Source organism: Novosphingobium subterraneum, from assembly GCF_000807925.1.
In the GTDB taxonomy this organism is placed as follows: Bacteria; Pseudomonadota; Alphaproteobacteria; order Sphingomonadales; family Sphingomonadaceae; genus Novosphingobium; species Novosphingobium subterraneum.
In genome coordinates, this window is sequence record NZ_JRVC01000003.1 from 233,262 (window position 1) to 258,947 (window position 25,686).

Consider the following 25,686-nt stretch of genomic DNA (forward strand, 5'->3'; position numbering starts at 1 on the left):
GCAGGGACTGTGGCACGAATGTGGCGGATGGACCGCAATTCCCCTGATGGCCGTGGCAACCGCCGCGAAAGGAAACCGCCAAGGCCGCTCGATGCCGCGCGGCTTGACGAAATGGCGCTGGCCTATGTCGCGCGCTTTGCCACCAGCGCGGGCAAGCTTTCCGACTACCTGAGGCGCAAGTTGCGCGAACGGGGCTGGGAGGGGGAAGGCGAAGCCGATCTTCACGCGATCGTCAGCCGATTCGTCGAACTGGGTTATGTCGACGATGCCGGATTTGCCCGCGGCAAGGCGCAAAGCCTGCTGCGGCGAGGCTATGGGGCGCGGCGCATCGAGCAGGCGCTGGGCGCTGCGGGAATCGCCGAACCGCTGCGCGAGGAGGCACGCGGCAGCGATGCGGAGCGACGCCGGGCTGCACTCGTCATGGCGCGAAAGCGGCGCTTCGGCCCGTTTGGCGGGGGCAGCGGGCTTGACCCGGCCCTGCGCGAGAAGCAGGTCGCAGCCATGCTCAGGGCCGGACACCCCCTTGCCTATGCGCGCGAGGTGGTGAATGCATCCAGCCCCGAAGCTCTGGAAGAGTGGATCGATGAAGCAGCTGACTAGACTAGCCGTTCTTTCTGCCCTTGCGCTGATCGCAGGGTGCTCGCCAGGTGCGGCCGACGCCGGGGCCAAGGCGCAGCCCCAAGCGTCAGCAGCGGCGGTTCATCCGGTCTCGGGCCTCCAGATCACGCCCGTGACGGTGACCAGCGGCAACGGGGCCCACGTGTTCAAGTCGGAAGTTGCACGCACCTCTGCCGAGCAGGCCAAGGGGCTGATGTTCCGAACCGAGATCGGCGATGACGAGGGCATGATCTTCCTGCGCAATCCGCCGGATATTGCTTCGTTCTGGATGCGCAACACGGTGATTCCGCTCGACATCATCTTCGTCGGTCTCGATCGCCGCATCATCAACATCGCGGCCAATGCCAGACCTTATGACGAAACCCCGCTCCCTGCGGACGGGCCGACGCTGGCGGTGCTGGAAATCAATGGCGGGCTGGCCGCAAGGCTCGGCATCAAGCCGGGCGACAAGGTTGACTGGTAAGATGAGGGCAGCGGCATCAACGCGCTTGCCGACTCCCCCCATCAGCGGCTAAGCGCCCCCTGATATCCAAGGCAGGTAGCATGAGCATCCTCGGCAAGATCTTCACGTGGTGGAATGGTGCCACCGTCACCACCATGCTGTTCAGCGCACTCAATGGTGAGCAGGTGGGCACCGATGCGCAAGGGAACACCTATTTCCGCGCCAAGAAGCCCTATCCCAAGGGCCACCCCTTTGCCGGGCGCGAACGCCGCTGGGTGATCTACAATGGCGCCAACGATGCCAGCCGGGTTCCCTCGGAATGGCATGGCTGGCTGCACGGGGCGTTCGATGGCGTGCCCGAAAGCAACCTGCCGCCACCGCGTATCTGGGAAGCGGACTTCACGCCGAATGCCACGGGGACCTCGCAGGCCTATCGTCCGCAGGGCGCGCTGGAGCGCGGTGGCAAGCGCGCCGCCGCAACCGGCGACTACGAAGCCTGGGTTCCGGAAGCCTGATGCCATCTGTCGCATCGCCGGCAATGCGTTCACTCGCACTTGCGGGTCTGCTGACGCTTGCTGGTTGCGGCGAGAAGGCTCCCGCTCCCCCGCCAGAGGCCACGGAAACAGGTGCGGCGATTGCCAGCGCATCCGGTGCCGCAGTGGAAAGCGAATTCGGCACGCCGATCAAGGACCGCGTGGCGACCCTCGGCCTGCTCAACAAGCGCAACAACATCACGCAGGACATTGTCCTCAAGAGCGGCGAATCGCGGCGGATCGGCAATGCCATCGTCAAGCTCGCCACCTGCGAGAAGACCGCGCCTTGGGAAGACCCGCCCGAGACCGGCGCCTTCGTCCAGCTGTTCGTCGAGGAGCGGGCGAGCACCGATCAGCCACTGGCGTGGCGCAAGGTGTTTTCAGGCTGGTTGTTCCGGAACGCCCCGTCGTTGAGCGTGGTCGAACACCCTGTCTATGACGTCTGGGTCAAGGACTGTGCGATGACCTTCCCCGGCGAGGAAGAGCCGGTCGCTTCCGCGCGCAATGCGGCAAAGCCCAGCGGCAACGCCAGCGCGGCGGCATCCCCCAATCCCGGGCCGAAGCCCGCGACCAGTCCATCACCGACCGCTTCGGCAAGCGCGCGACCTGCAGCCACTTCAGCCGAAGAATAGGGCCGCTGCGCCTGTGACAGCAGTTGCAGGTACTGGCTCTGCGGAATCTCGATTGCGCCCAGAGACGCCAGGTGGGTCGTGGTGAACTGGCAGTCGAGCAATTCCGCGCCCACCGTGCGCAGCGACGCGACCAACCAGGCCAGAGCGACCTTGGATGCATCGGTCTGGCGGCTGAACATCGATTCGCCACAGAACACGCGCGCGAATCCCACGCCATAAAGTCCGCCGACCAGCCGCCCCTCGTTCCAGCATTCGATGGAATGGGCATGACCATGTTCGTGAAGCCCGATGTAGCTTTCGCGAATCCGCGCGCTGATCCAGCTTTCCTCGGCACCGGGGCGGGGCGCAGCGCAGGCGTCGATCACGGCTTCGAAAGCGGCGTTGCAGGTGACGGTGAATTTGCCCCGGCGCAATGTGCGGGCCAGGGATTTGGAAAGATGAAAGCCCTCCAGCGGCAGAATCGCCCGCATCCGCGGCTCCACCCAGAAGACTTCGGGATCATCGCGGCTGTCGGCCATCGGGAAAATCCCGGCGCGATAGGCCTTGAGCAGGAGCTCGGGCGGGATGGCGTGGGGATCGTTGCGGGCCATAATCTTCAATAATGTGTTTCGGTCGGTTGCGCTCCCGCCGTCAAGTCTTTAAGGGGCCGCTCAGAGCACAGGAGTGTAGCTCAGTTGGTAGAGCATCGGTCTCCAAAACCGAGGGCCGTGGGTTCGAGTCCCTCCACTCCTGCCACTCGCCACCAAGGCGAGGTTTGGCGCCGCGAATCACCTTGAAGACAGCGCAATCCGCCAGCAGCTTTTTTGCCGCTGCGCAGGATTCGTCGTGCCGATGGTCACGCAATCGAATTAGGCGCAATGCCCAGGCAAAAAAGAGGCGGTACGCCTTTAAGCGCCCGCCCCCAGTCGTCTCATGCGTCTGGTTCGCTTGAGAGTGACAGGATGCTAGCATCGCGACTGCGCAACGCCAGCGTCAAAGTCCGGTGAGCCGACGAAACCGGCACGAAAAAGGGCGAGCCGTCTGCGGCCCGCCCTCTTCATGCCGGTTTGAGGCTGGTGCTTACCTGCGATGAAGGCCGCCCAGCGCACCGCCCGCGGTTCCCGTCACGCCGCCCTGGAGCGACCCGGCAGCGCCGGCTCCAGTCTGACCGAGGCTGCCACCGAGTGATCCACGGCCGGAGACTGCGGCATCGACCGCGCCAGACGTTGCCACGTCATCGAGAGTGTCGGTGGTACGATCCTGCAACCGACCAGTCGTCCTCTCGGCCGAGCGCCTGGTTTGCTCCGCTGTAGCTTCGGCTTTGCGCTTGGTGCGCTCGGCCGTCGCCGTGGCCTTGCGTTCTGCCCGGTCCACCGCCCGCGTGTCTGCGCGAGCCTCGTTGCGGGTACGGGCTGTAGTGGAAACCTCTCCACCCAAGCCCTTGGTGGCTGAGTCGCGCTGCGCGGTGGCGGACGTGCTCACTTCGGCGCCCACACCGGTATTGGCATTGACTGCACCATTGCCCGTCGAAACCTGCGCGCCGGCATTGGAGGAGCCTTCAGCCTTGGCCTGGCCGCTCTGGGCCTGCGCGGTCCCGGCCATGGCAAGGGCCACCAGCGGGAGAATGATCTTTTTCATGGTTCTCGTTCCTTTCGCCCCATTTCGCGCCCCCGTTTTCGTGCAGGCGTTCAACGGTGCGCCGTCCGCTGCGTTCCTGCCGATGGCTCGGATTGCCGGGGGCAGGGAGCGGGCCATCCCGTTTGTCCTCCATGGCTGCCCCATTGCCACCCTTGCCAACCGGCCCGGCGCGGACTAAATGAATGGAACTTCCGACATCGGAAAATCGCCAGCCCCTCCCGGACTTGTCCGGGGCGGCGATGACCCCTAGCCGGAAGAAACGAAATTCCACGCGGCCCCGGCCGCAGCAAGCAAGGCACCAGAGCAATGGCCAAGACCAGCCCCGGCGAGTTCTTCAATCAGGTGAAGGCCGAAGCACGCAAGGTTGTCTGGCCGACCCGCCAGGAAACCACCACCACCGCGATCTTCGTCGGCATCATGATGCTGATCCTCGCAGTGTTCTTCCTCGGCATCGACTCGCTGTTCAGCGCGGTCGTCCGCTTCCTGCTCTCGCTCGCCTGATCACCTAAAGGACCAAGAGAAACGATATGGCCCGCTGGTACATCATTCACGCCTATTCCGGTTTCGAGAACAAGGTGAAGGAAGCGATCATCTCCGAAGCCGAGCGTATCGGCCTTTCGCAGCTGGTCGAAGCGGTCGAAGTGCCGACTGAGACGGTCACCGAGGTAAAGCGCGGCAAGAAGGTCCAGGTCGAACGCAAGTTCATGCCGGGCTACGTGCTCGCCAAGCTGGCGATGAACGACGACATCTACCACCTCGTCAAGAACACCCCGAAGGTGACCGGCTTCCTCGGCACCAACAACAAGCCGCAGCCGATTTCCGACAAGGAAGCCGCCCGTTACTTCGGTGCGCGTGAGCAGGCCGCCGCCGAACCGCGCAAGAACGTCTCGGTCGATTACGAGATCGGCGATCAGGTCAAGGTCAACGCGGGGCCTTTTGCCTCGTTCAACGGCGTGGTCGAGGAACTGGACTTCGACAAGAGCCGCGTGAAGGTCTCGGTCTCGATCTTCGGGCGTGCGACGCCGGTGGAACTGGGCTTCGAGGAAGTCGAACTCGTTCGCGGCTAAAGCACCAGAGCTTGCATTTGCGGGCCGATAGCCTTATCGGCCCGCGCTTCGCTGCCTGAAAGGGCAGTGATTCCGTGCGGGAGTTCCGGTTTCGGAGCGTTTGACCGCTCACTCTGAGGCTTCGCTCCATCGGGCGGGCCGACAGGAAGAAAGGAGGCCATCGTGGCCAAGAAGATTGAAGGCTATATCAAGCTGCAGGTTGCAGCCGGTGAAGCAAAGCCTGCTCCGCCGATCGGTCCTGCGCTGGGTCAGCGCGGCGTCAACATCATGGAATTCTGCAAGCAGTTCAACGCTGCCACGCAGGAAGTCGAAAAGGGCACCCCGCTGCCGACCGTGATCACGGTCTATGCGGATCGCTCGTTCACCTTCGTGACCAAGACCCCGCCCGCAACCTTCTTCATCAAGAAGGCCGCTGGCATCAAGTCGGGTTCGAAGACCCCGGGCAAGGCTTCGGCCGGTTCGATCAAGCGTTCGCAGCTGGCGGAAATCGCCCAGGCCAAGATGAAGGACCTGAACGCGAACGACATCGACGCCGCAACGAAGATCATCGAAGGCTCCGCTCGCGCGATGGGCCTCACCGTGGTGGAGGGCTGATTCCATGGCCAAGCAGACCAAGAAGCAGAAGGCCCTTGCCACCAAGCTGGGCGACAACCAGAAGCTTTACGCAGTCGATGAAGCCATCGCGCTGCTCAAGGACCTGAAGTCCGCCAAGTTCGACGAGAGCCTTGAAGTCTCGCTGAACCTCGGCGTCGATCCGCGCCACGCCGACCAGATGGTCCGCGGCATGGTCACGCTGCCCTCGGGCACCGGCAAGGACGTCAAGGTTGCCGTGTTCGCCCGTGGCGACAAGGCTGAAGCCGCGCTGGCCGCCGGTGCCGACAAGGTCGGTGCCGAAGACCTGCTCGAGGACATGCAGAACGGCAACCTCGACTATGGCCGGGTGATCGCGACGCCCGACATGATGGGCATCGTTGGCCGCCTCGGCAAGGTGCTGGGTCCCAAGGGCCTGATGCCGAACCCGAAGCTCGGCACCGTCACGCCGAACGTCGCTGATGCGGTCAAGGCTGCCAAGAGCGGTCAGATCGAATTCCGCGTCGAAAAGGCCGGCATCATCCACGGCGGCATCGGCAAGCTCTCGTTCTCGGACGAAGCGCTGCGCGCGAACTTCGACGCATTCGTCGATGCGATCGTCAAGGCGAAGCCTGCTGGCGCCAAGGGCAAGTACCTGCGCAAGGTCGGCCTGTCCTCGTCGATGGGCCCGGGCCTGAAGATCGACGTTGCCCAGGTTCACGGCGGCTGATCAGGCTGCGTCCCCGCGAAGGCGGGGACCTCGTGCGCTGATGCACCAGAAAAAGAAGGCCGGGGAGGGATACCTCTCCGGCCCTTTTTCTGTCGGCGCCACTCGTCTAGGAGCGGCGGATGCCCGATCCCGAAATCGCCCAGAACCCGGTCACCGTCGCCCGCCTGCAGGTGGAGGCGATCATTCCGCCCGAAAAGCGCGGGCCCGGCTGGGACCGCCACTGGCGTGAACTCGAAGCCTATGCCGATGCCGCCATGGAAGGCGCGGTTGGCGACTGGACGGTCAGCCCGGATCGAACTCGAGGCTGACCCGAAAGCCGGGGTTGGCACTCTGGGCGCAGATCGAGGCGCCAAGTCCGCGCGCCATGGCCTTGACCAGGCGCTGCCCAAGGCCGGTACCCTTGGTTTCGGCGTTCTCGCCAAACCCTGCGCCATCATCTTCCACGGTCAGGCGAACGTGGCCGGCCGCGCCGGTTGACAGGATGATCCGCACTTCGCCGGCGCAATCGGCACCGTAGGCGTACTTGCAGGCATTTGCCACCAGCTCGCAGATGATGATGCCCAGGGTGACTGCCTTGTCGGTCTGCAATTCCATCGGTTCGGTCCTGGCCACGACATTGCGCGGCGCATGCGGCGACGTCCAGGTCTCGGTCAGATCGCGGGCGAGATTGGCGAGATATTCGTCCAGCGCCACGCTCTCGACGTTGCCGGTAGCATAGAGGTGGCGGTTGACGTGCGCGATGGCGCCAATGCGCTGTTGCGAGGCCAGCAGCGCGTTGCGCGCCTCGCCTTCGGGCAGGACCGAAGCCTGCATGTTGATGAAGCTCATCGTCATCTGCAGGTTGTTGGCCACGCGATGGTTGACCTCGCGCAGGAGCGCGGCGAGCCGCTCGTTGCTGGCAATCAGGTCGCGCTCGGCCTGTTCCTTGGCGCGGCGCAGGCGTACCCTTTCGAGCGATTGCGAGAAGGCCGAGCGCAGCAGCTCGATGAAGTCCTCGCCGATCGTCTTGACGACATAGTCTTCGGCACCGGCACGCAGCGCGGCGGCGGCTAGACGGCCATCATCGGCCCCGGTGACGTAGACGACCGGAGGGCAGGAGGGCAGGGCGAGCAGTCGCTCCAGCGTCTGCAAGCCATCCATGCCCGGCATGTGATGATCCACCGCGATAACGTCGAACTCTTCGCTCTGCGCCGTGGCAAGGCCCTCGTGCCCGTCGGCCGCGAGCGTGATCTCGAAGCCCAGCGTGCCGAGGCGACGTTGTACCAGCCGGCGCAGGGCCGGATCGTCGTCGATATAAAGGAGGCGGACGGGATCCGCGCTCAATGGGCCTCCTCGGCGTCCGGCACCTGGATGACCGAGAGGAACAGGCCGAGCTGGCGGATCGCCTCGGCGAAGTTCTCGTAGTTGACCGGCTTGGTGATATAGACGTTGCAGCCCATGTCGTAGCAACGCTGAATCTCCACCTTGTCGTCGGTCGTGGTGAGCACCACAACCGGCGTGCGCCGCAGATGCGGATCGCTCTTGATCTTGGACAGGATGTCGATCCCGCTCATGTCCGGCAGGTTGAGGTCCAGCAGGACAAGGGCCGGGCCGTTGTGTGCCGGGCCGTGCGGATCGTTCCACAGATAGTCGAGCGCGCTGGTGCCATCGGTGAAATGATGGATGGTGTTCGAGATACCGGCGCGCCGGATGTTCTTCTCGATCAGACGGGCATGGCCTTCGTCATCCTCGACCATGACGATGTTGACGGCGAGTTGATCAGGCATCGGCTACTCCGGATTGAAACTTGAGCGGCAGGCTGACCGTGAAGGTCGAACCCTGTCCTTCCTCGGATGATACTTCGACGAGCCCTCCAAGGCGATAGGCCAGCGCGCGCACGTGGGCGAGCCCGATGCCTTCGCCCGGCTGGTCCTGCATGCCCGACCGGCGGAAGAGATCGAAGATGCGTTCGTGGTCACGGGCGGATATGCCACGGCCGTTGTCCGTCACCGTTATGATCGCGCGGCCGTGGGATGTGCTGCCCGCAATGCGAATCTCGCCGGGGCGGCCCGGTTGCAGGTACTTCAGCGCATTCTCGATCAGGTTCGACAGGATCTGTTCGATCGCCAGCCGGTCGGTCTCGACTACGGGCAGTTCACCCAGTTCCACGCGCGTTTCGGTTTCGTCGATCCGGTGCTGGAGGGACTCGATAATGGATTGCACCACATCGGCAATGGCAACGCGCGCCGGGGAGAGCGTGCGGCGGCCCTCGCGCGAAAGGCGCAGGATCGCGTTGATCAGGCGGTCCATCTTCTGCGTGGACGACCGGATGAAGCCGATGGATTCGGGCAGGTCCTCCTCCACCGCCAGACGCACCTGCTGCGGCACTTCCTCGCCATCCTTCAGCACGTGTTCGCCGATAACCTTGCGTGCTGCATCAAGCTCTGCGGTAAAGCCCATGACATTGACCAGAGGCGAGCGCAGGTCATGGCTGACGATGTAGGCGAAGCGCTGGATCTCGGCATTGGCGCGCTGCAATTCGGCCGTGCGCTCGTCGACGAGCGTTTCCAGTTCCTGATTGAGCAAATGGAGTTCGCGGCGCTTGCCGTCGATTTCGGCGATGTTGCGGCGGATGATCTGGATGGCGGCTATCGCCACGCCGATGACCAGGGCGGCACAAAGCGCCAACATGGCCGAAAGCAGGGTGCGCGTGCTGTCCTGCGCGAGGTTCCGTTCGCGCAGGAGCTTGTCCTCGCGCACCAGCATCTCGTCGGCATAAGTGCGAATGTGGCGAATGGCCGCAACGGTGCTGTCGCGGTCAAGCGAATCCACCTTGAGAATGCCGAGCTTGGCCTCCGCCTCGGTGGTGCGTGCCTGTTCGGCGTATCCGTCAAAGGCCTTGCGAAGGCCAGCCACCGACCGGACTTGGGAGCTGTTGTCCTTCACCAGCGTTTCAAGCGTGGTCAGCTCGTTGCTGGCATCGGCGATGGCCTTCTCGGCAATCGTGATGAAGTTTGTTTCGGTCGGCGCGATGATGATCCCGCGCCGCGCTGTCTCGGTCCGCTCGGCGTGGCGGACGAAGCGATTTAGCGACGCTTCCACGTCAAGCGTGTGCTCTACCCAATAGGCATCGCGCTCGGCCTGCCGCTGCACGATGACCACGGCGGCAACCGCCGCGACGACGGCTGCGAAGCCGATCGCGAGCAGCAGCAGGATAAGCCGGTTGTTCCCCGCATCGCGCGAGAAAGCGTAAGTCGGCGTCGTCGGCATCGTAAGGTAGCACTCCCGTCGACGCAGGAAATCCTCAAGCCGCCATTGCGTTCCCGCTCTGTGTAAAGAAATGTTACCGGATGTTTTCGGTTGTATAGCACTCGGCGACCAGGCTGATCACTTGGCCCTCAGCCGTGCGCAGCCGGGCCCGGTGCGAAAGGACTGTCCCCTGCGGGCACTGCTCCATCGCCCCGCGCCGTTGTGCCAGACGCTCCCGCTGGAAGCGGAGCGGCGCAACGACTTTCCCGAAGGGCGTGTCGGTCGTGGTCAGCGCGCGGTTCATCTCGGGCGTCAGGCGTGACGGGACATACCAGTTGTGCGCTACCGAGAGCGTGCGGTTCCCGCAGACCAATCGCACATGGCGGTATGCCACCGGCTCGTCGGCGGAAATCTCGAGGCTCTGGCGGACTGCGAGGGAGACCGGTGCGGCGGCGGGATCGGAGATGGCCCGGATCACCGGGGGCCGGGCAAGCCCCCGCCTTTCACACCACTGGCCCAACGCCGCCGTCGCGCTGTCATTGGCGGCAAGCGTGCGCTCGAAATCGGTCAGGGTCGCGGAGCATCCCGCCAGCGCTGGCAGCAGCAGTGCCAGCAGCATCCCATCAAGGTGCGGGCGGAGCATTGGGCGCAGCAACGGCCACGCGCCGGGCCGAGAGAATCTTCACCGGCTTTGCCAGGATCTGCCCCCGCATGATCCCTTCGCCCTCGGTCTCCGAGATCGGTGCAGCGAAGATGGCCTTGACCACTTCCATGCCTTCGACAACCTGACCGAACGCGGCATATCCTGCCTTGGCCTCGGGATCAGTCGAGTCCGGCTGGGCATCGAGGCCCGGCTGGTCCGATACCATGATCGAAAAGTCGCCGGTTGCCGTGCCCGGTGCATAGCGCGCCATCGAAAGCGTGCCGGCCTTGTGCAGGATGCCGGTCACGTTTGTCGGCTCATGCGCGACAGGCGGCAGGTTGCGCCTGGGGTCGCCGCGCGTTCCGGCCTGGATGAGACCGTTAGGCTGCTCGCCCCAGTTGAGATGCATCGCGCGGTAGAAGACCGTGCCATCAAGGCGCTTCGTCTCGGCATATCGGACGAAGTTAGTCGCTGTCGCGGGCGCATGCTTGACGTCGACCTCGACGACAATTCGCCCGGCCTCGGTCTCCAGCGCCACCCGGACCGTGTCGGGCAGGGGAGCAGTCGACGGCGCGGGATAGGCTGGCGCTGCTGCGCGCGGCGCGGGCGCGCGCTTCTTTATCGGCGCGGCGGCAACGAGGGCAAAGGCGATCGGTGCCAGCACGGCAAGGCGACGGGTCAGCACGGCTTCAGATTCCCCCCGCAACGGGGAAACGGCCGATTGCGGCCAGCCCCTCTTCCAGCGCATGGGCGCAGGCCTTGAGCGTCGTGTCACTGACCGAGCGGATCACGAAATTCGCCCCGGTCTTGCCTTCCCGGAAGAACGGGTAACTGCCGATCTGCACACCATCGAACGCCTTTTCCGTCTCGCGCAGAAGGTCGGCGATCTCGCTTTCTGCCACCCAGCAGCCGACTGTTGTCGAGAGCAAGGGCAACCCACCTTCGAGTTGACCGGTCAGGCCATCGAGCATCTGTGCGGTTATGCCCGGCACACCTGCCATCAGGAAAACGTTGCCGATGCGGATGCCGGGGGCGCCGGAAACGCGGTTCTCGATCAGGTCCGCGCCGGCCGGCACGCGCGCCATGCGCAGGCGCGCATCATTCAGGCCACCGCGCGTGGCGTAGTAGCTTTCCAGAATCGCCCGGGCCTTGGGGTGAATCACTACGTCCACGCCCAGCGCCGCCGCTACTGCGTCAACCGTGATGTCGTCGTGCGTGGGGCCGATGCCGCCGGTGGTGAAGAGGTAGTCGTTGCGGGCGCGCAGGGCATTGACCGCTTCGATGATGGCCACCATGTCGTCTGGCACGACACGCACCTCGCGCAGGCGTATGCCCTGGACGCCAAGCCAGGTCGCCACCTGGGCGATGTTCTTGTCCTGCGTGCGGCCGGACAGGATTTCGTCACCCACGACAATCAGCGCGGCGGTCCAGATGCGGGATTCGTCAGTCATCGCGGGTGTGGTATCGCAACGGGACGTCCCGCAAAAGCGCTTATTCCGCTGCCGCCATGTGCGCCTTGTGCGCGGTTGCGGGGCGGGGATGGCTGAACTGCAGCACGCCATCCTCGATCGGGTCATCGCGCATCCACGTCACGTCCCGCACGTAGTCCTGGTTCAGTCGCCAGCGCATGTCGCTTGCCGACTTGGGCAGGAGATGGCGGGCCCGTTCGATATAGCCCGAGGAGAAGTCGTAGATGTTGTCCTCGTCCAGATGGTGGTTGGGCGCCAGTTTCGGAACGGCCACTTCCATCCCGCGCGATTTCATCGCGTTGAGCACGTCACAGATGTAGCGCGCGTTGATGTCGGCCCGCAGCGTCCAAGAGGCGTTGAGATAGCCAAAGACCGCCGCCAGGTTCGGCACGTTCGAGAACATCGCGCCCTTGTAGTAATAGCGGTCGGCGAAATCGACCGGCAGGCCGTCCACGCTGATCGCGATCTTGCCGGCCATTACCATCTTCAGGCCGGTGGCTGTCACGATCACGTCGGCATCGAGATGCTTGCCGGATTGCAGCTGGATGCCGGTCGCATCGAAGCGCTCGATCCGGTCGGTCACGACGCTGGCCTTGCCCGCCTTGATGGCCTCGAACAGGTCGGCGTCGGGCACCAGGCACAGTCGCTGCTCCCACGGATTGTACGGCGGCGTGAAGGCTTTTTCGTCGTATTTGTCGCCCAGAAGGGACTTCAGCCGCTTGGTCAGGAACGCGGCGACCTTGTCCGGCCGGGTGCGTGCCCGCTTGAAAAACAGGTTCTGCAGCTTGACGTTCTTGAAGCGGGTGATCCGGTACGCGGTCTCCTCCGGCAGGAACTTGCGCAGGAAGTTGGCGATCGCGTCCTTGGCCGGCCGGGTGACGTACCACGTCGGCGTGCGTTGCAGCATCGTGACGTGCGCGGCCTTGTCGGCCATCGACGGCACGATCGTCACTGCGGTCGCGCCCGATCCGATGACTACAACCTGCTTGCCCGTGTAATCGAGGTTCTCCGGCCAGAACTGCGGGTGGACGATCTCACCCTTGAAGTCCTCGCGCCCGTCGAAATGTGCTTCGTAAGGCTTGTCGTAATCGTAATAGCCGGATCCGAGATAGAGCCAGCCCGCCGTCACCCGGCTGCGCTGCCCATCCTTGCCTTCAAGGGTCACCACCCAATAACCGGCGGCACTGTCAAAATCGGCGCTGACCACCTTGCTGTCGAAGCGGATATGGCGGCGGATGTCGCGTTCGTCGGCAATCCGGTTGAGGTAGTCGAGGATGGAAGGCCCGTCGGCAATCGACTTCTCGTGCTTCCAGGGTTCGAACACGAAGCCCAGCGTGTGCATGTCCGAATCGGAACGCACGCCGGGATAGCGGAACAGGTCCCAGGTGCCTCCGATCTGTGACCGGCGCTCGACTATGGCGAACGAGCGGTCGGGGCAGAGCATTTTCATGTGTGCTGCCATGCCGATACCGGAGATTCCGGCCCCGACGATCAGCACGTCAGTATCCGCCTTGCTGGCCGTAAAGGTGGACTGCTCTGCACCCACTGTCTCTCTCCATCGCTTCTATTTACAGCAATGTTAGCACACTTGCGCGCGATTGCCAGTGGCGCCCGACTTTGCCACTCATGTCGGCATGACCGTTATCGCCGCCCGCCGCTACAGCAATGGCACCGCTCACGATGAAGCCCTTGCACTGACCGGCGAGTGCGTACCCGACCTTGCGCCCCACACCTTTGACTGGATCGGCCTGTGCGAGCCTGACGTGGCCGAGATGGATCTCGTGCGCCGCCAGTATGGCCTGCATCCGCTCGCGGTCGAGGACGCCCTCAATCCCCGCCAGCTGCCCAAGGTCGAGGTCTATGGCCGGACGCTGTTCGTCGTCGCCCGCACCGCCGAGCTGAGGGAGGGCGAGGAGATCGGCTATGGCCAGACAGCATTCTTCGTCGGCCCCCATTTCCTCATCACCGTGCGCTTCGGCAGCACGCGGCCCCACCTGTCCCTGCGGGCCGAGATCGAGGCACAAGGCGACAGGCTTTCTGAAGGACCGGATTACATTCTCCATGCCGTGCTCGATTTCATCGTCGATGGCTACCTGCCGCTGCTCGAACGCCTCGAGGAGATCGCGCAGGAAATGGAAGAGGCGGCCATCGACGTGTTTCCGGAGCAGTCCGTCATCCGCCGCATCTTTCGTCTGCGCCGCCAGCTGCGTCGTTTCGAAAGGGTGATCGGTCCGATGGAGGAGGTTTGCGAACGCCTGGTCGTGGCTGATCTTCCCTGCATCGATCCCACTGCGCGGATCTGGTTCCGCGACGTGCTGGATCATGTCCGCCGGGCGATGGCGCGGATGCGCGGGCTCAAGGAAACGCTCGCGGCGATTGTCGAAACCGCCAGCCTGCTTGAACAGCACCGGCAGGGAGAGATGACCCGTCAGCTGGCTGCCTGGGCCGCCATCCTCGCCGTGCCCACCGCCATTGCCGGCATCTATGGCATGAACTTCGAATACCTGCCCGAGCTGAAGTGGCATTATGGCTACTTTGCGGTTTGGGGGGTCATCATCACCGTCTGCGGGGGCCTGTGGTTGCGCTTCAGGCGGATCGGCTGGCTCTGATCGTGTGGACAATCGCGCGCTTTCGGATTGTTACCGCACTATGACTGCCCTAGTGCGCGCACAGGAGGAGACGAGTCGTTTCCCCTGGTGCGTGCGGCAATTCGGGAAGCTTATCGATGTTCGGCTGGTTCCAGCGTCTCCTGCCCAAGTCGGGCGATTTCTTCGGCATGTTCGAACGCCATGCGGCCGCCTGTGTCGATGCGGCTGATGCGCTCGCCAGGTTGACGCGCGCCCAAGGCGATGCGGCGCAGTGGGTCGGCCGGATCCGCGATCGCGAACACGCTGCCGACGACGTCATCCGCGAAGTGCTGTTCACTGTGCGCCGCACCTTCCTGACGCCGTTTGATCGCGGGGCAATCACTTCGCTGATCGGCGCCATGGATGACACCATCGACGAGATGCAGGCCGCAGCTTCCGCCATCGAGCTTTATGAAGTCGTCGGCTTCGAGGCCGAGATGCAGGCCATGGCCGACAAGATCGTGGAAGCCGTCGGCCTCATTGCCGAAGCCATGCCGCTGCTCCGCGATATCGAGCGCAACGGCGGGCGTCTTCACGCGTTGACCGAACGCATCGTCAAGCTTGAGGGCGAGGTCGACCTGATTCACCAGGCGGGCCTCAAGGCCAACTTCGAACGCCATCGCGCCGATGGCGATCACATCGCGTTCATCGTCTCGCGCGAGATATTCAAGCACCTCGAAAAGATCGCCGACGCCTTCGAGGACGTCGCGAACGAGATCGACGCGCTGGTCATCGACCACGCCTGACGGCGCGGGACAGGAGCTGATCCGATGCACGAGCTCGCCTTTCCGCTGCTGGTCGGCCTGATTGCGCTGGCGCTGGCCTTCGACTTTCTCAACGGCCTGCACGATGCGGCCAATTCCATCGCCACCGTCGTATCGACGCGCCTGCTCTCGCCCGTGGCGGCGGTGATCTTTGCTGCCGCCGGGAACTTCGGTGCTTACTGGCTGGTCGGTCTCCATGTTGCCGATACCATCGGCAAGGGCATCATCGACAAGGATATCGTAACCCCTGCCGTCGTGTTCGGCGCACTGGTCGGGGCGATGTTCTGGAACATCGTCACCTGGATCAAGGGCATTCCCTCCTCGTCCAGCCATGCCCTGATCGGCGGGCTGCTGGGCGCGGGCGTGATCCACGGCGGGTTTGATGCGATCGAATCCAAGAAGACGATCGAGACGTTCGTCGCCATCTTCATGTCGCCGATGATAGGCATGGCGCTGGCCATGTTCTTCGTGCTCATCACCAGCTGGCTGTTCAAGGGTTTCCAGCCGCGCCGCGCCGAAGGCGTGTTCAAGGGCCTGCACCTGCTGTCCTCGGCGGCCTATTCGATCAGCCATGGCGGCAACGATGCGCAGAAGACCATGGGCATCATTACCGTGCTGCTCTACTCGACCGGCTACCTGAAGGGTGAATTCCACATTCCCGAATGGGTCGTGCTGTCGTGCTACGCTGCCATCTCGCTCGGCACGATGTCGGGCGGCTGGAAGATCATCAAGACGATGGGCACCAAGATCACCCGTCTCAATCATCACACCGGTTTCTGCGCCTCTTCGGCAGGGTCGATCGTCGTGTTCGGGGCGAGCGCGCTCGGCATTCCGGTCTCGACGACCCATGCGATCACCGGCAGTGTCATCGGCACCGGCGCTGCCCGCCGTGCCAGCGCAGTGCGCTGGGGCGTCGCGCAGCGCGTGGTCATGGCCTGGTTCATCACGATCCCGGCCAGCGCCACCGTCAGCGCCGCCTTCTACCTGCTCACGCGCCTGTTCTGATCTGCTCGGGGCGCTATCGCCCCACCGTCATCGCTGTCGCGGGCGGCGGAGGCTTGCGGAACAGGGGCACGCGCTTGAGCCACAGCTTGAGCGCCTCCCAATGAATACCTGAAGTGACCTTGAGAGTTGCCAGAGGGTAGCCCAGCGCTGCTCTCAGGAGTGCCGCATCGGTCAGTTCTGCACGTCGCGCAGAGTGGACTGCCGCCAGGATCGGGCCTTTGCTGTCGGCCACGGTGATACCGATCGTCAGACGATCGCCCGGCGGAGCGACGCGGAAGGCATATTCCAGATCCATCGGCAGGAAGGGGGAGACGTGGAAGCGCTTGGCCGCGCTCTGGTGCAGGATCGTTGCCCCGGGCCGCACTGCGATCACATAATTGTGCCGTTCGCCGAAGGTGTTCGAAACTTCGTAGATCACTGCCCGCAACGCCCCGTCGGCACCATGGCAGAACCAGGTGCTCAACGGATTGAACGCATATCCCAGAATGCGCGGCATCGTCAGCAGCACGATGCGGCCGCCGTCCGGTTCGATTCCGGCCTCGCGCAGCAAACGATCCGCATGCGGACGCAGCGCCCTGCCGTCGCCGATATCGCGGTCGTGGAAGGAAAACAGGTTGAACGTCCCGCGCGAAAACAGTCTGAGCCGCACGGCGAGGTCGTCGATCCGGTCGATGTCGAGCGCCATGTGCAGCACGCGATAGCGCAGTACGTGGATGCAGGGCCGCAACCGCCGGTGCAGCACATGCCCAAGGTACAGTGCGCCGTCGTCCATCACGCCATTTCCGGCACGCGCGCCTGGTGCGTCACATGGATGCGCCCGGATTCCTCAGCCACGTTCCACGGTCGGCGCACCCCGCCCAGCTGCTCGGCCACGGCCAGCCCCGATTGCAGCCCGTCCTCGTGGAAACCTGCCCCGAACCATGCTCCGCAGAACCAGGTCCGCCGTCGCCCCTGCAAAGACCACAAATGCTTCTGCGCAAGGTCGGCGGCCACGTCGAACACGGGGTGATCATAGGCCTCGCGCCGGATTACCAGCGCCGGGTCCGGCTCGACGAGCGGATTGAGCGTGACGAACAGGTCCTTGTCGGTCGGCAGATGCTGCAGGCGGTTCATCCAGTATGTCACTGAAAGCTGGTGCTGTTCCGCGCCCCGCTGCGCCGCATAGTTCCACGCTGACCACACCTTGCGCCGCCGCGGCATCAGGCGCGGATCGGAATGGAGCACGGCCTCGTTATGGCGATAGGGAAAGGCGCCAAGTAGACGGCGCTCCTCGGCATCGGCATCGCCCAGCATCGCCAGCGACTGATCCGCGTGCGATGCCATAACCACGTGATCGAACCGCTCCCAACCGCGCCCGGTGTCAACCTCGACGCCATTGGGCAGGCGCCGCACCTGCCGCACCGGCGAGGACAGCCGCACCCCCTTGATGAACGGCGCGCTGATCCGCTTCACGTATTCGCGGCTCCCACCATTCACCGTGCGCCAGCGGGGGCGCTCGCGGAACTGCAACAGCCCGTGGTTCTCGAAGAAGCGCACGAAGGCCGCCGCGGGATGATGCGGGATATCGTGCACCGGGGTGGACCAGATCGCCGCTGCCATCGGATAGAGATGATCGTCGCGGAACGCCGGCCCACAGCCCAGCCCGTCAAGATAGGCGCCAAGCCCCAGCTCGCCCATCTCCGGCAGATCGCGCGGCGCCGCCTTGTAGAACCGCACCAGGTCGCGCAGCATCGACCAGAAGCGCGGAGACACGAGGTTCCGCCGCTGCGCGAACAGCCCCCGCAAGTCGCCCGAATATTCCAGCCGACCTTGGTCCAGCGTCACGGCAAAGCTCATCACCGTCTCGCGCGTCGGCACGCCAAGATGGGCAAACAGCGCGGTCAGGTTGGGATAGGTCCGTTCGTTGTAGACGATGAACCCGGTGTCCACCGGCACACCATCGGCGTCGACCGTGTTGCTGTGCCCGCCCAGCCGGTCCGCTGCCTCGAACAGCGTCACGCGGTGCCGCCGCGATAGCAGCCACGCAGCCGAAAGGCCGGAGATCCCGCTCCCCACCACGGCAATATCGAGCGCGCCCCCCGGCGCACTACCCTCTGTTATCACACCATGACCCCCATAGGCACCGCGATACGAACCGCCGCGACCTTACCCGTCCGTTTCCCGTTATAGACCGTTCCCGTGGTGACAGGTTGACACAAGTCACACCCCGGTGGCTAGTTGCTCTTCGTGAGCCTCCTTGCCCCGCTGATCTCGCTCGTAGAGCGCGCCCCGCTGCCCGATGCGCTGACCCGCGCCGGTGTGTCCTTCATGTGCGAAAAGCGCCGCCGCGCGGTCCATCGCGATCGGCCCGACGATGCGCGTTTCGCCGCGTGGATGGCGCAGCGGCCCGTTGCCGAACACACCGAAGCCGCCAACGAACAGCACTACGAACTGCCGCCGCGCTTCTTCGAATTGAGCCTTGGGCCGAACGCCAAGTATTCCTGCTGTCTCTATCCCACCGGCAACGAGACGCTCGAACAGGCCGAACTTGCGGCCCTTTCCGCCACCATGGAACATGCCGCGCTGGAAGATGGCCAGCACATCCTCGAACTCGGCTGCGGCTGGGGTTCGCTCAGCCTCACCATGGCCGCGCGCTTCCCCAACGCTCGCATCACCGCCGTCTCGAATTCTCGGCCACAGGGCGAACATATCCGCGCAAAAGCCGCAGCGCGCGGTCTCAGCAACCTCACCGTGCTGACTGCCGACATGAATGCCTTTGCGCCGGAAGGGCAGTTTGATCGCGTCGTCTCGGTCGAGATGTTCGAACACATGGCCAACTGGCGCGAACTGCTTGCCCGGGTGAAGACATGGCTCCGGCCCGATGGTCGCCTGTTCCTTCACGTCTTCAGCCATCGCCAGTATCCCTACCGCTTCGACACCGCCGACAAGTCCAGCTGGATCGCGCAGTATTTCTTCACCGGCGGCATCATGCCCAGCCACGCGCTCATCGGCCAGTTCGACGATCTGTTCGCGCTCGAGCGGGAATGGTGGTGGGATGGCACGCACTACGAAAAGACCGCGCGCCACTGGCTTGCGCTGTTCGATGCCAAGGCGGCCGAGATCGAGCCGGTGCTACGTCAGGTCTATGGCGGCGATACGCCATTGTGGATGCGTCGGTGGCGCCTGTTCTACCTCGCCACCGCAGGATTGTTCGGTCATCGCGGCGGCAGGGAATGGGGCGTCAGCCACTGGCTGCTCAGGCCGGTATAAAAAAGGCACTTGGCAATCGCGGCTCCAGCGGCAAGACTGGTTGCGATAGAAACTTGCTCAGGGAGCCTTCCAGACATGACCGTCCGCTCGCGCGTCGCCACCGGCGTCGCCGCCATTGCGCTTTGCGCCACCGCTGCTCCTGTCTTTGCCGGACCTGCCGAGGACAGGCTGATCGCCCAATTGCTTGACGAAGGCCTTAACCGCTCCGACGCGATGGAAACCGCCTCGGAACTGATGGACCGGATCGGCCCGCGCCTCACAAACTCGGAAAACCACCGCAAGGCCGAAGACTGGGCTGCGGCAAAGTTCGCGTCCTACGGCCTCAAGAACATTCACCGCGAACCGTTCGAGTTCGGTCTTGGCTGGAACCTCAAGTCCTATTCCGCCACGATGACCAGCCCGCGCAGCCTGCCGCTCACTGTTCTGCCGGTAGCGTGGTCGCCCGCCACGAATGGCACGATCACCGCTCCGGTCGTGGTCGCGCCGATGAGCAAGGTGGAGAATTTCGAAGCCTGGAAGGGCAAGCTCGCCGGCAAGATCGTCCTCGTCAGCCTGCCGGGCGAGAGCAGCGAATCCAAGGATCCGATGTTCGAACGCCTCTCGGGCGAGGATATCGGCAAGCTCGACAAGTACAGCCTCCCGCGCCACGATCCCGAAGGTCTGGCCATGCAGGTCGCGCGTCGCGGCTTTGCCCGCAAGCTTTCCGAATTCCTCAAGGCCGAAGGCGCGCTGGCGATGGTCAAGATGACCTACCGCGACGGCAAGCTGGTCCACGGCGAAGGCTATGATTTCATCCCCGGCGAAACGCTCGCTGTGCCGGCGATGGACATGGCGCAGGAAGACTACCGCCGCCTCGTCCGCCTTGAGAAGACTGGCGCTGCCCCGCAGCTCTCCCTGTCGATCGACGCCAGCTTCGATGACAAGGACCTCATGGCCGACAACGTCATCGCTGAAATCCCCGGCACCGATCCCAAGGCAGGTTACGTCATGGCCGGTGCCCACTTCGACAGCTGGATCGCTGGCGATGGCGCTTCCGACAACGGTGCGGGCAGTGTTGCCGTGATCGAAGCCGCGCGCCTCCTTTCCAGGATGGGTGTCCGGCCGAAGCGCACCATCCGCTTCGCATTGTGGAGCGGGGAAGAGCAGGGGCTGCTCGGGTCCAAGGCCTATATCGAGCGGCACCTGGCGACGCGGCCGGTGGATCCCACGCTCAAGGGGATCGACAGCTATTCGGCATGGCGCAACGCCTATCCGATCACGCCCAAGGCCGGCTATGCCGATCTCAAGGCCTATTTCAACATGGACAACGGCTCGGGCAAGTTCCGCGGCATCTATGCCGAAGGCAATGTGGCTGCCGCGCCGATCCTGCGCGAATGGCTGGCGCCCTTCAATTCGCTCGGCGCGGACAAGGTGGTGATGAGCAAGACTGGCGGCACCGATCACGTCTATCTTCAGGCGATCGGCCTGCCCGGCTACCAGTTCATCCAGGACCCGCTCGACTACGACAGCCGCGTCCACCACTCGAGCGTCGACACGCTCGATCACATGCGCGCCGATGACATGCGCCAGGCCTCGGTGATCCTTGCCGGCATGCTGTTGCAGGCCGCAATGAGCGACAAGGAATTGCCCCGCTCGCCCTTGCCGACAAAGCCCGACGCCACCGATCCGTTCAAGGTGCAGGACCCCAACCAGTAACACGATCAGACCCGCTCCTTCCCTTGGCCGCCACGGCTAACGGAAGGAGCGCAGGCCTTACGCATTTCCACGGAGTTTTCCGGCTGGAAAAGGCACACCCGCTATAACCTAGGTTAGTGCCCGTCATTCAAGCAGGCGGGCCATGCTCAAGCGCATATCCACGGACGAAGTCCAACTCGGCATGTTCATCCACAAGCTGGAAGGAAGCTGGTTCAGCCATCCCTTCTGGAAGCGGAAGTTCCTGCTCGATGATCCCGACATGCTCGACCGCCTGCGCGAAAGCGAGGTGGACGGCGTAATCATCGATACGACCCGCGGCAAGGCCGTGGCAGACGAACCTGTTGCAGCACCGCATATCGTCTCGGGCCCGCGTAACGCCGGCATGACCGCCAAGTCCATGCGCCCTGCCATCGAACCCGTGCCCCAGCGGCCCGGGCCGGGTTTCGGTCGGGCACCTGCAGCCATGCCCATGGCGCGTGAATTCGGGCGGGCCAAGCGTGCTGCCGGCGATGCCCTGCGCGTGGTGAGCAAGGCCTTCATCGAGGTCAGGCTGGGCAAGGCGATCAAGGTGCACGATATCGAACCCGTGCTCGATGCCGTCTATGCCTCGGTCCAGCGCAATCTCTACGCCTTCAACGGCCTGCTGCGCTGCCAGAACGACAACGAGCCGGTCTACCGCCATTCGCTTGCCGTCAGCGCCCTGATGATCGCGCTGGCCCGCCATATGAAATTCTCGCCCGTCGACATCCGCGACGCGGGCATGGCAGGCCTGCTGATGGACGTTGGCGTAGGGCAGCTCCCGGTCGACCTCGCGTCGGTCGGCGGGGACTATTCGCTGCTTCGCCCCGACCTACGCGAACAGCACGTCGTGCTTGGTTACACCTTCCTCAAGGCGGCAGGCGACATTCCCGAGCCGGTGCTGCGGGTGATCCTGCACCATCACGAAAGGCTCGACGGCAGCGGCTATCCGCAAGGTCTGAGCGGCGCGGCAATCGAAGCCCTCAGCCGCATGGCCGCAATCTGCGATACCTATGACACGCTGATTTCGGGTGCCGAGCAGCTTGATCCGGCCGACGCTATCCGCAGGCTGCGCGAACAGCCAAGCACGTTCGATCCCGGCATCCTCGAACGCTTCGTCGAAACCGTCGGTGTCTACCCGATCGGCTCCTTCGTGCGCCTGCGGTCACAGCGCCTGGCCATGGTGGTCGACGAGGACCCTGCCGACACCGCGCTCCCGGTCGTCCGCACCTTCTGGTCCCTGCCTCTGGCCAAGCGGCTCAAGGGCGAGACGATCGCACTTGCCCATTGCTACGGCGACGATGCCATCGAAGGCATCGCCGACCTTGCCGACCTCGATCTGCCGGATATCGGCGCCCTGCGCGAAAGCCTGCTGGCCGCTGCCTGCAAGGAAGCGGCCTGATCCTATTCCACGATCACGCCGTAGAGGTCGTGGGCGTCGGCATCCTCGACCAGCACCTGCGCAAAATCGCCCGCCTTGAGCGTGGCTGGCACGTTGCGCAGATAGACCGCACCGTCGATCTCGGGCGCATCGGCCTGTGATCGTGCGGTCGCGCCGATGTCGCCATCTTCGTCAGGCTCGCCCACTTCATCGACGATAACCTTGATCGTCCTGCCGATCTTGGCTGCCAGCTTGGCAGCGCTGATGCGCTCGGTGGTTTCCATAAGCCGCCGATAGCGCTCTTCCTTGATCTCCTCGGGCACCGGGTTCGGCAGGTCGTTCGCAGCCGCACCGGCCACCGGCTCAAACCGGAAGCCGCCCACGCGATCAAGCTGCGCTTCTTCCAGCCACTCCAGCAGGTACTCGAAGTCGGCTTCGGTCTCGCCGGGGAAGCCGACGACGAAGCTCGAGCGGATGGCGATGTCCGGGCAGATTTCCCGCCAAGCCTTGATGCGGTCGAGCACCTTGGCCTCGTTGGCCGGGCGCTTCATGCTGCGCAGCACGTTGGGGCTGGCGTGCTGGAACGGGATGTCGAGATAGGGCGTCACCAGCCCTTCCGCCATCAGCGGGATCACCGCATCGACGTGGGGGTAGGGATAGACGTAGTGCAGCCGCACCCACGGCGTTTCGCCTTCCGGCGTGCGCAGCTTGCCCAGTTCACGGGCGAGGTCGGTCATGTGCGTGCGAACCGGCTCGCCCTTCCACATGCGCTCTTCATGCCGCACGTCCACGCCATAGGCCGAGGTGTCCTGGCTGATCACCAGCAATTCCTTCGTGCCCGCTGCCACCAGCTTTTCGGCCTCGCGCAGCACCGCGTCGATGCGGCGGCTGGCGAGCTTTCCGCGCAAGCTTGGAATGATGCAGAACGCGCAGGCGTGGTTGCAGCCCTCGGAAATCTTGAGATAGCCATAGTGGCGCGGCGTCAGTTTCACGTCGCCTGGCTCGGCCTGCGGAATAAGGTCGATGTACGGGCCCATGCTCGGCGGGGCGGCTTCGTGCACCGCTTCGACTACCGCCTCGTACTGGTGCGCACCCGTCACCGCCAGCACCTGCGGAAACTTGGCGCGGATCACGTCGGCCTCGTTGCCCATGCATCCGGTAACGATCACCCGGCCGTTTTCGGCAATGGCCTCGCCGATTGCGGAAAGGCTCTCTTCCTTTGCGGAATCGAGGAAGCCGCAGGTGTTGACCAGCACCACGTCCGCGCCCGCATAATCGGCGCTCATCGCATAGCCGTCGGCGCGCAGGCGCGTGAGAATGCGCTCGGAATCGACCAGCGCCTTGGGACAGCCCAGGCTGACCATGCCGACCTTGGGGGCTTCGGGAATTTCGAGAGGGGGAATCTGGCTTGCCATCGTGGCGCGGCCCATAGGCTAAAAAGCACGCCACGTCACCATTGCCCCGCTTGGCGTTGCCTTCCGCGTTTGTCAGGCGTAGCAGTTGGTCGCAACGGGGGCTTGGCAAAGAAGGAAAAGATGGGCCCGGTCAACTGGATAGCCGTCGTTGTTGCAACGCTTTTTGCGCTTGGTGCGTCAACCCTTTGGTATGGCCCGCTGTTCGGCCGTGCCCGGCTGGAGGAGGTTGGCCCCGGCAAGCTCGGCATCCGCCGCTCGCCTGCCCGTACCGCCGCGATCACCGCTGCCCTGCTGTTCATTTCCGCCAGCATGATGGGCCACATGTTCGCCCGCGTCGGCGCGGCTACGCTCGACGTGAAGTGGTGGCTCTACTTCATGATGTCGGGCGGCCTCGCCATCGCCTTCGTCGTTCCATCGCTGTGGATCAGCTACAGCCAACAGCGCATCAGCACCCGGCTGGCCCTGATTGACGGCGGATTCTGGCTCGCCGCCTATCTCTCGATGGGCCTCGCGTTCATGCTCATGGGGCAATAGCAGGGGTAGGCGCGATCTCGACGATCTCGTCACCTTCCTCAAGCCGATCGGCGGCGGCTTCCCAGAAGCCGATTGCCGTTCCGCGCCGATAGATCCTCAATCCCCGCCCGCCGCTGGCCAGTGCCGCCAGCGGACGACCGACTTCCTCGGGCCTCACCTTGCGCTCCACCAGCTGCACCCGGCCTTCGACCGAGGCGAGATCGGTCAGGTATTCGGCGACGTGCTTGCCATGGGCGGACCCGGCCATCAGCAGCCCGGTAAAGCGCACCGGGTTGATGACCGTGCTGGCGCCAGCCTGCCGGGCCAGGTCCTCGTTGTCGGCCGCGCGCACCACGGTGCTGATCGGCACGCCGGGCGCCAGATGCCGCGCGGTAAGGGTGATGAGGATCGAGGTGTCGTCGCGTCCGGCCGAAACCAGGATGGCGCAGGCCCGGTCGATCCGCACGTCGACCAGCGTTGCATCGCGCGTGGCATCGCCAGCCATGACATTGCAGCCGATGTTGGCTGCGGCTGCCAGCGCGCTTTCCGAGGGATCGATCACCACGATGCAGCCCGGATCGGTGCCCCGCGCGACCAGTTCGGCCACGGCTTCTGCCCCCGAAACGCCAAAGCCCAGCACCACGATATGGTCGGTCAGGTTCTTCTGGATCTGCGCCATGCGAAACCGCTCCCAGGTGCGCTTGATGATGAAATTGTAGGCCGTGCCCACGAAGATGAAGATCACCGCCACCCGGATCGGCGTGACGATGACCGCCTCGATCAACCGCGAACGGTCGCTCACGGGGGCGATGTCGCCAAAGCCGGTCGTCGTGATCGAGATCATCGTGAAATAGACCACGTCGAGGAAACTGATAGACCCGTCATGGCTGTCCTTCAGCCCCGACCGGTCGATCCAGTGGACCGCCACCACGATAGCCACCAAGGCAAATGCGGCGCCCAGCCGCAGCCCGAGGTCCGCCCATACCGAAACCTTCAGCGTTCGCCGCAGCACGTTCACCGGTTTGCGCTTTCCCGGGCGGAGAAGGTGGAGGTCCATGGGCGTTACAACCGCGGCGGCAGGTAGAGTTCCGGATCGCGCGGCACGTTGTTGCGGCGCAGCTCGAAATGGACCGTCGGCCGCTGTGCCTCGCCGCTCTGCCCGACCAGCGCGATGCGCTCGCCCTTGGTCACCGTCTGCCCTTCCTTCACCGTCATCATGCCGAGATAGGCATAGGCGGTGACGAAGCCGCCGCCGTGATCGATCAGGATCAGCTGCCCGAAGCGTTCGGGTTCCTTGCCGGCGTAAAGCACGGTGCCTGCCGCCGCCGCTCGCACCTTTTGTCCGGGGTGGGCAATCAGGTCTATTCCGTTCGAGGGAATGCCTGCCACCTTTTCGCGGAAATGACTGACAACGGCGCCTTCCGTGGGCCAGCCGATCTTCGGCGCGTCGGATTCACGCGGGGCCAATGG

General features: G+C 64.3%; 30 protein-coding genes, 1 tRNA gene and 1 pseudogene. 18 read left to right on the plus strand and 14 right to left on the minus strand.

Annotated elements, in window-relative coordinates:
• Window positions 1-27 precede the first annotated feature (27 nt).
• From NJ75_RS04560 to NJ75_RS04575, 4 genes and pseudogenes are all read left to right on the plus strand, one after another.
• Window positions 28-600, plus strand: a complete 573-nt coding sequence (locus NJ75_RS04560; protein WP_039331834.1) for a regulatory protein RecX — start codon at window positions 28-30, stop codon at window positions 598-600.
• Window positions 584-1,081, plus strand: a complete 498-nt coding sequence (locus tag NJ75_RS04565) for a DUF192 domain-containing protein (protein WP_039331836.1) — start codon at window positions 584-586, stop codon at window positions 1,079-1,081. The genes NJ75_RS04560 and NJ75_RS04565 overlap by 17 nt, the downstream gene beginning before the upstream one ends.
• Window positions 1,082-1,161: 80 nt before the next feature.
• A complete protein-coding gene (locus NJ75_RS04570) occupies window positions 1,162-1,575 on the plus strand; it encodes an NADH:ubiquinone oxidoreductase subunit NDUFA12 (protein ID WP_039331838.1) in 414 nt (137 codons plus the stop codon).
• Window positions 1,576-1,598: 23 nt separating this feature from the next.
• Window positions 1,599-1,991, plus strand: a pseudogene (locus tag NJ75_RS04575) (DUF2155 domain-containing protein); the annotation flags it as partial.
• Window positions 1,992-2,026: 35 nt separating this feature from the next.
• On the opposite strand, the gene aat reads toward NJ75_RS04575, so the two are convergent.
• Window positions 2,027-2,815, minus strand: coding sequence for a leucyl/phenylalanyl-tRNA--protein transferase (gene aat / locus NJ75_RS23680; RefSeq protein WP_082013268.1), 789 nt, complete (start codon window positions 2,813-2,815; stop codon window positions 2,027-2,029).
• Window positions 2,816-2,884: 69 nt separating this feature from the next.
• Between aat and NJ75_RS04585 the strand changes: the two genes are divergently transcribed.
• Window positions 2,885-2,960, plus strand: a tRNA-Trp gene (locus NJ75_RS04585).
• Window positions 2,961-3,284: 324 nt separating this feature from the next.
• On the opposite strand, the gene NJ75_RS04590 is transcribed toward NJ75_RS04585, so the two are convergent.
• Window positions 3,285-3,842, minus strand: coding sequence for a hypothetical protein (locus tag NJ75_RS04590; RefSeq protein ID WP_039331844.1), 558 nt, complete (start codon window positions 3,840-3,842; stop codon window positions 3,285-3,287).
• Between NJ75_RS04590 and NJ75_RS04595 the strand changes: the two genes are divergently transcribed.
• The 6 genes from NJ75_RS04595 to NJ75_RS04620 all read left to right on the plus strand — a co-directional run bounded on the left by NJ75_RS04595 (window position 3,841) and on the right by NJ75_RS04620 (window position 6,517).
• Window positions 3,841-4,020, plus strand: a complete 180-nt coding sequence (locus NJ75_RS04595) for a hypothetical protein (protein ID WP_039331846.1) — start codon at window positions 3,841-3,843, stop codon at window positions 4,018-4,020. The genes NJ75_RS04590 and NJ75_RS04595 overlap by 2 nt on opposite strands.
• A 128-nt stretch (window positions 4,021-4,148) precedes the next feature.
• Window positions 4,149-4,343, plus strand: a complete 195-nt coding sequence (gene secE / locus NJ75_RS04600; protein ID WP_039331848.1) for a preprotein translocase subunit SecE — start codon at window positions 4,149-4,151, stop codon at window positions 4,341-4,343.
• Window positions 4,344-4,369: 26 nt separating this feature from the next.
• Window positions 4,370-4,909 (plus strand): transcription termination/antitermination protein NusG, encoded by a 540-nt coding sequence (nusG, locus tag NJ75_RS04605; RefSeq protein ID WP_039331850.1) that lies wholly within the window; start codon window positions 4,370-4,372, stop codon window positions 4,907-4,909.
• A 162-nt stretch (window positions 4,910-5,071) separates the two neighbouring features.
• Window positions 5,072-5,503 (plus strand): 50S ribosomal protein L11, encoded by a 432-nt coding sequence (gene rplK / locus NJ75_RS04610; protein ID WP_039331852.1) that lies wholly within the window; start codon window positions 5,072-5,074, stop codon window positions 5,501-5,503.
• A gap of 4 nt (window positions 5,504-5,507) precedes the next feature.
• Entirely contained in the window at window positions 5,508-6,209 is a 702-nt protein-coding gene (gene rplA / locus NJ75_RS04615; protein WP_039331853.1) for a 50S ribosomal protein L1, read from the plus strand.
• 119 nt (window positions 6,210-6,328) lie between these two features.
• A complete protein-coding gene (locus NJ75_RS04620; RefSeq protein WP_039331855.1) occupies window positions 6,329-6,517 on the plus strand; it encodes a hypothetical protein in 189 nt (62 codons plus the stop codon).
• Here the strand turns inward: NJ75_RS04620 and NJ75_RS04625 are convergent.
• The 7 genes from NJ75_RS04625 to NJ75_RS04655 all read right to left on the minus strand — a co-directional run bounded on the left by NJ75_RS04625 (window position 6,492) and on the right by NJ75_RS04655 (window position 13,095).
• Window positions 6,492-7,532 carry a sensor histidine kinase gene (locus tag NJ75_RS04625; RefSeq protein ID WP_082013260.1) on the minus strand — a complete coding sequence of 347 codons (1,041 nt, stop codon included), beginning with the start codon at window positions 7,530-7,532 and terminating at the stop codon, window positions 6,492-6,494. The genes NJ75_RS04620 and NJ75_RS04625 overlap by 26 nt on opposite strands.
• Window positions 7,529-7,975: a response regulator gene (locus NJ75_RS04630; RefSeq protein ID WP_039331857.1), complete on the minus strand. Its 447-nt coding sequence runs from the start codon at window positions 7,973-7,975 to the stop codon at window positions 7,529-7,531. Before NJ75_RS04630 ends, NJ75_RS04625 begins: the two co-directional genes overlap by 4 nt.
• Complete coding sequence (locus NJ75_RS04635; protein WP_039331859.1) at window positions 7,968-9,458, minus strand: sensor histidine kinase; 1,491 nt, start codon at window positions 9,456-9,458, stop codon at window positions 7,968-7,970. Before NJ75_RS04635 ends, NJ75_RS04630 begins: the two co-directional genes overlap by 8 nt.
• Before the next feature lie 73 nt (window positions 9,459-9,531).
• Window positions 9,532-10,056, minus strand: coding sequence for a hypothetical protein (locus tag NJ75_RS04640; RefSeq protein WP_169804118.1), 525 nt, complete (start codon window positions 10,054-10,056; stop codon window positions 9,532-9,534).
• Window positions 10,057-10,060: 4 nt separating this feature from the next.
• Window positions 10,061-10,765: a peptidylprolyl isomerase gene (locus NJ75_RS04645; RefSeq protein WP_039331863.1), complete on the minus strand. Its 705-nt coding sequence runs from the start codon at window positions 10,763-10,765 to the stop codon at window positions 10,061-10,063.
• 4 nt (window positions 10,766-10,769) lie between these two features.
• Complete coding sequence (locus NJ75_RS04650; RefSeq protein WP_039331865.1) at window positions 10,770-11,531, minus strand: competence/damage-inducible protein A; 762 nt, start codon at window positions 11,529-11,531, stop codon at window positions 10,770-10,772.
• A 40-nt stretch (window positions 11,532-11,571) separates the two neighbouring features.
• Complete coding sequence (locus NJ75_RS04655; protein ID WP_039331867.1) at window positions 11,572-13,095, minus strand: flavin-containing monooxygenase; 1,524 nt, start codon at window positions 13,093-13,095, stop codon at window positions 11,572-11,574.
• Between the two features lie 88 nt (window positions 13,096-13,183).
• Between NJ75_RS04655 and NJ75_RS04660 the strand changes: the two genes are divergently transcribed.
• From NJ75_RS04660 to NJ75_RS04670, 3 genes are all read left to right on the plus strand, one after another.
• Window positions 13,184-14,158 (plus strand): magnesium and cobalt transport protein CorA, encoded by a 975-nt coding sequence (locus NJ75_RS04660; protein ID WP_039331984.1) that lies wholly within the window; start codon window positions 13,184-13,186, stop codon window positions 14,156-14,158.
• A 116-nt stretch (window positions 14,159-14,274) separates the two neighbouring features.
• Complete coding sequence (locus tag NJ75_RS04665) at window positions 14,275-14,922, plus strand: DUF47 domain-containing protein (protein WP_039331869.1); 648 nt, start codon at window positions 14,275-14,277, stop codon at window positions 14,920-14,922.
• A 24-nt stretch (window positions 14,923-14,946) separates the two neighbouring features.
• Window positions 14,947-15,945, plus strand: coding sequence for an inorganic phosphate transporter (locus tag NJ75_RS04670; protein ID WP_039331872.1), 999 nt, complete (start codon window positions 14,947-14,949; stop codon window positions 15,943-15,945).
• A 13-nt stretch (window positions 15,946-15,958) separates the two neighbouring features.
• Here the strand turns inward: NJ75_RS04670 and NJ75_RS04675 are convergent, their stop codons facing one another.
• A complete protein-coding gene (locus tag NJ75_RS04675) occupies window positions 15,959-16,717 on the minus strand; it encodes a DUF1365 domain-containing protein (RefSeq protein WP_039331874.1) in 759 nt (252 codons plus the stop codon).
• The gene (locus NJ75_RS04680) at window positions 16,717-18,048 is read right to left on the minus strand and encodes an NAD(P)/FAD-dependent oxidoreductase (protein WP_039331876.1); all 1,332 of its coding nucleotides are present in this window, start codon (window positions 18,046-18,048) and stop codon (window positions 16,717-16,719) included. The genes NJ75_RS04675 and NJ75_RS04680 overlap by 1 nt, the downstream gene beginning before the upstream one ends.
• 123 nt (window positions 18,049-18,171) lie before the next feature.
• Here NJ75_RS04680 and NJ75_RS04685 point away from each other — a divergent pair, with 123 nt between their 5' ends.
• From NJ75_RS04685 to NJ75_RS04695, 3 genes are all read left to right on the plus strand, one after another.
• Window positions 18,172-19,194, plus strand: coding sequence for an SAM-dependent methyltransferase (locus NJ75_RS04685; protein WP_039331986.1), 1,023 nt, complete (start codon window positions 18,172-18,174; stop codon window positions 19,192-19,194).
• 75 nt (window positions 19,195-19,269) lie between these two features.
• The gene (locus NJ75_RS04690; RefSeq protein ID WP_052241993.1) at window positions 19,270-20,889 is read left to right on the plus strand and encodes a M20/M25/M40 family metallo-hydrolase; all 1,620 of its coding nucleotides are present in this window, start codon (window positions 19,270-19,272) and stop codon (window positions 20,887-20,889) included.
• Window positions 20,890-21,031: 142 nt separating this feature from the next.
• Window positions 21,032-22,309, plus strand: a complete 1,278-nt coding sequence (locus tag NJ75_RS04695) for an HD-GYP domain-containing protein (RefSeq protein WP_039331878.1) — start codon at window positions 21,032-21,034, stop codon at window positions 22,307-22,309.
• 2 nt (window positions 22,310-22,311) lie between these two features.
• Here NJ75_RS04695 and rimO read toward each other — a convergent pair whose 3' ends face one another.
• Window positions 22,312-23,718, minus strand: a complete 1,407-nt coding sequence (rimO, locus tag NJ75_RS04700; protein ID WP_039331879.1) for a 30S ribosomal protein S12 methylthiotransferase RimO — start codon at window positions 23,716-23,718, stop codon at window positions 22,312-22,314.
• A gap of 87 nt (window positions 23,719-23,805) precedes the next feature.
• Here rimO and NJ75_RS04705 point away from each other — a divergent pair, with 87 nt between their 5' ends.
• A complete protein-coding gene (locus tag NJ75_RS04705) occupies window positions 23,806-24,237 on the plus strand; it encodes a DUF1761 domain-containing protein (protein ID WP_236727055.1) in 432 nt (143 codons plus the stop codon).
• Here the strand turns inward: NJ75_RS04705 and NJ75_RS04710 are convergent.
• Window positions 24,224-25,273 (minus strand): potassium channel family protein, encoded by a 1,050-nt coding sequence (locus tag NJ75_RS04710; RefSeq protein WP_039331881.1) that lies wholly within the window; start codon window positions 25,271-25,273, stop codon window positions 24,224-24,226. The genes NJ75_RS04705 and NJ75_RS04710 overlap by 14 nt on opposite strands.
• A 5-nt stretch (window positions 25,274-25,278) precedes the next feature.
• A partial coding sequence (locus NJ75_RS04715; RefSeq protein ID WP_039331989.1) for a murein hydrolase activator EnvC family protein occupies window positions 25,279-25,686 on the minus strand: 408 nt, incomplete at its 5' end.

What these genes read in the sequence shown, in the direction of transcription:
- NJ75_RS04710 (WP_039331881.1), bottom strand. Translation starts at nt 25,273, where the DNA reads ATGGACCTCCACCTTCTCCGCCCGGGAAAGCGCAAACCGGTGAACGTG.
- rplA (WP_039331853.1), top strand. Translation starts at nt 5,508, where the DNA reads ATGGCCAAGCAGACCAAGAAGCAGAAGGCCCTTGCCACCAAGCTGGGC.
- aat (WP_082013268.1), bottom strand. Translation starts at nt 2,815, where the DNA reads ATGGCCCGCAACGATCCCCACGCCATCCCGCCCGAGCTCCTGCTCAAG.
- rimO (WP_039331879.1), bottom strand. Translation starts at nt 23,718, where the DNA reads ATGGGCCGCGCCACGATGGCAAGCCAGATTCCCCCTCTCGAAATTCCC.
- NJ75_RS04670 (WP_039331872.1), top strand. Translation starts at nt 14,947, where the DNA reads ATGCACGAGCTCGCCTTTCCGCTGCTGGTCGGCCTGATTGCGCTGGCG.
- NJ75_RS04675 (WP_039331874.1), bottom strand. Translation starts at nt 16,717, where the DNA reads ATGGACGACGGCGCACTGTACCTTGGGCATGTGCTGCACCGGCGGTTG.
- NJ75_RS04590 (WP_039331844.1), bottom strand. Translation starts at nt 3,842, where the DNA reads ATGAAAAAGATCATTCTCCCGCTGGTGGCCCTTGCCATGGCCGGGACC.
- NJ75_RS04695 (WP_039331878.1), top strand. Translation starts at nt 21,032, where the DNA reads ATGCTCAAGCGCATATCCACGGACGAAGTCCAACTCGGCATGTTCATC.
- NJ75_RS04560 (WP_039331834.1), top strand. Translation starts at nt 28, where the DNA reads ATGGACCGCAATTCCCCTGATGGCCGTGGCAACCGCCGCGAAAGGAAA.
- NJ75_RS04635 (WP_039331859.1), bottom strand. Translation starts at nt 9,458, where the DNA reads ATGCCGACGACGCCGACTTACGCTTTCTCGCGCGATGCGGGGAACAAC.
- NJ75_RS04595 (WP_039331846.1), top strand. Translation starts at nt 3,841, where the DNA reads ATGGTTCTCGTTCCTTTCGCCCCATTTCGCGCCCCCGTTTTCGTGCAG.
- NJ75_RS04650 (WP_039331865.1), bottom strand. Translation starts at nt 11,531, where the DNA reads ATGACTGACGAATCCCGCATCTGGACCGCCGCGCTGATTGTCGTGGGT.
- NJ75_RS04665 (WP_039331869.1), top strand. Translation starts at nt 14,275, where the DNA reads ATGTTCGGCTGGTTCCAGCGTCTCCTGCCCAAGTCGGGCGATTTCTTC.
- NJ75_RS04565 (WP_039331836.1), top strand. Translation starts at nt 584, where the DNA reads ATGAAGCAGCTGACTAGACTAGCCGTTCTTTCTGCCCTTGCGCTGATC.
- NJ75_RS04630 (WP_039331857.1), bottom strand. Translation starts at nt 7,975, where the DNA reads ATGCCTGATCAACTCGCCGTCAACATCGTCATGGTCGAGGATGACGAA.
- secE (WP_039331848.1), top strand. Translation starts at nt 4,149, where the DNA reads ATGGCCAAGACCAGCCCCGGCGAGTTCTTCAATCAGGTGAAGGCCGAA.
- NJ75_RS04620 (WP_039331855.1), top strand. Translation starts at nt 6,329, where the DNA reads ATGCCCGATCCCGAAATCGCCCAGAACCCGGTCACCGTCGCCCGCCTG.
- NJ75_RS04690 (WP_052241993.1), top strand. Translation starts at nt 19,270, where the DNA reads ATGACCGTCCGCTCGCGCGTCGCCACCGGCGTCGCCGCCATTGCGCTT.
- nusG (WP_039331850.1), top strand. Translation starts at nt 4,370, where the DNA reads ATGGCCCGCTGGTACATCATTCACGCCTATTCCGGTTTCGAGAACAAG.
- NJ75_RS04640 (WP_169804118.1), bottom strand. Translation starts at nt 10,056, where the DNA reads ATGCTGCTGGCACTGCTGCTGCCAGCGCTGGCGGGATGCTCCGCGACC.
- NJ75_RS04570 (WP_039331838.1), top strand. Translation starts at nt 1,162, where the DNA reads ATGAGCATCCTCGGCAAGATCTTCACGTGGTGGAATGGTGCCACCGTC.
- NJ75_RS04660 (WP_039331984.1), top strand. Translation starts at nt 13,184, where the DNA reads ATGACCGTTATCGCCGCCCGCCGCTACAGCAATGGCACCGCTCACGAT.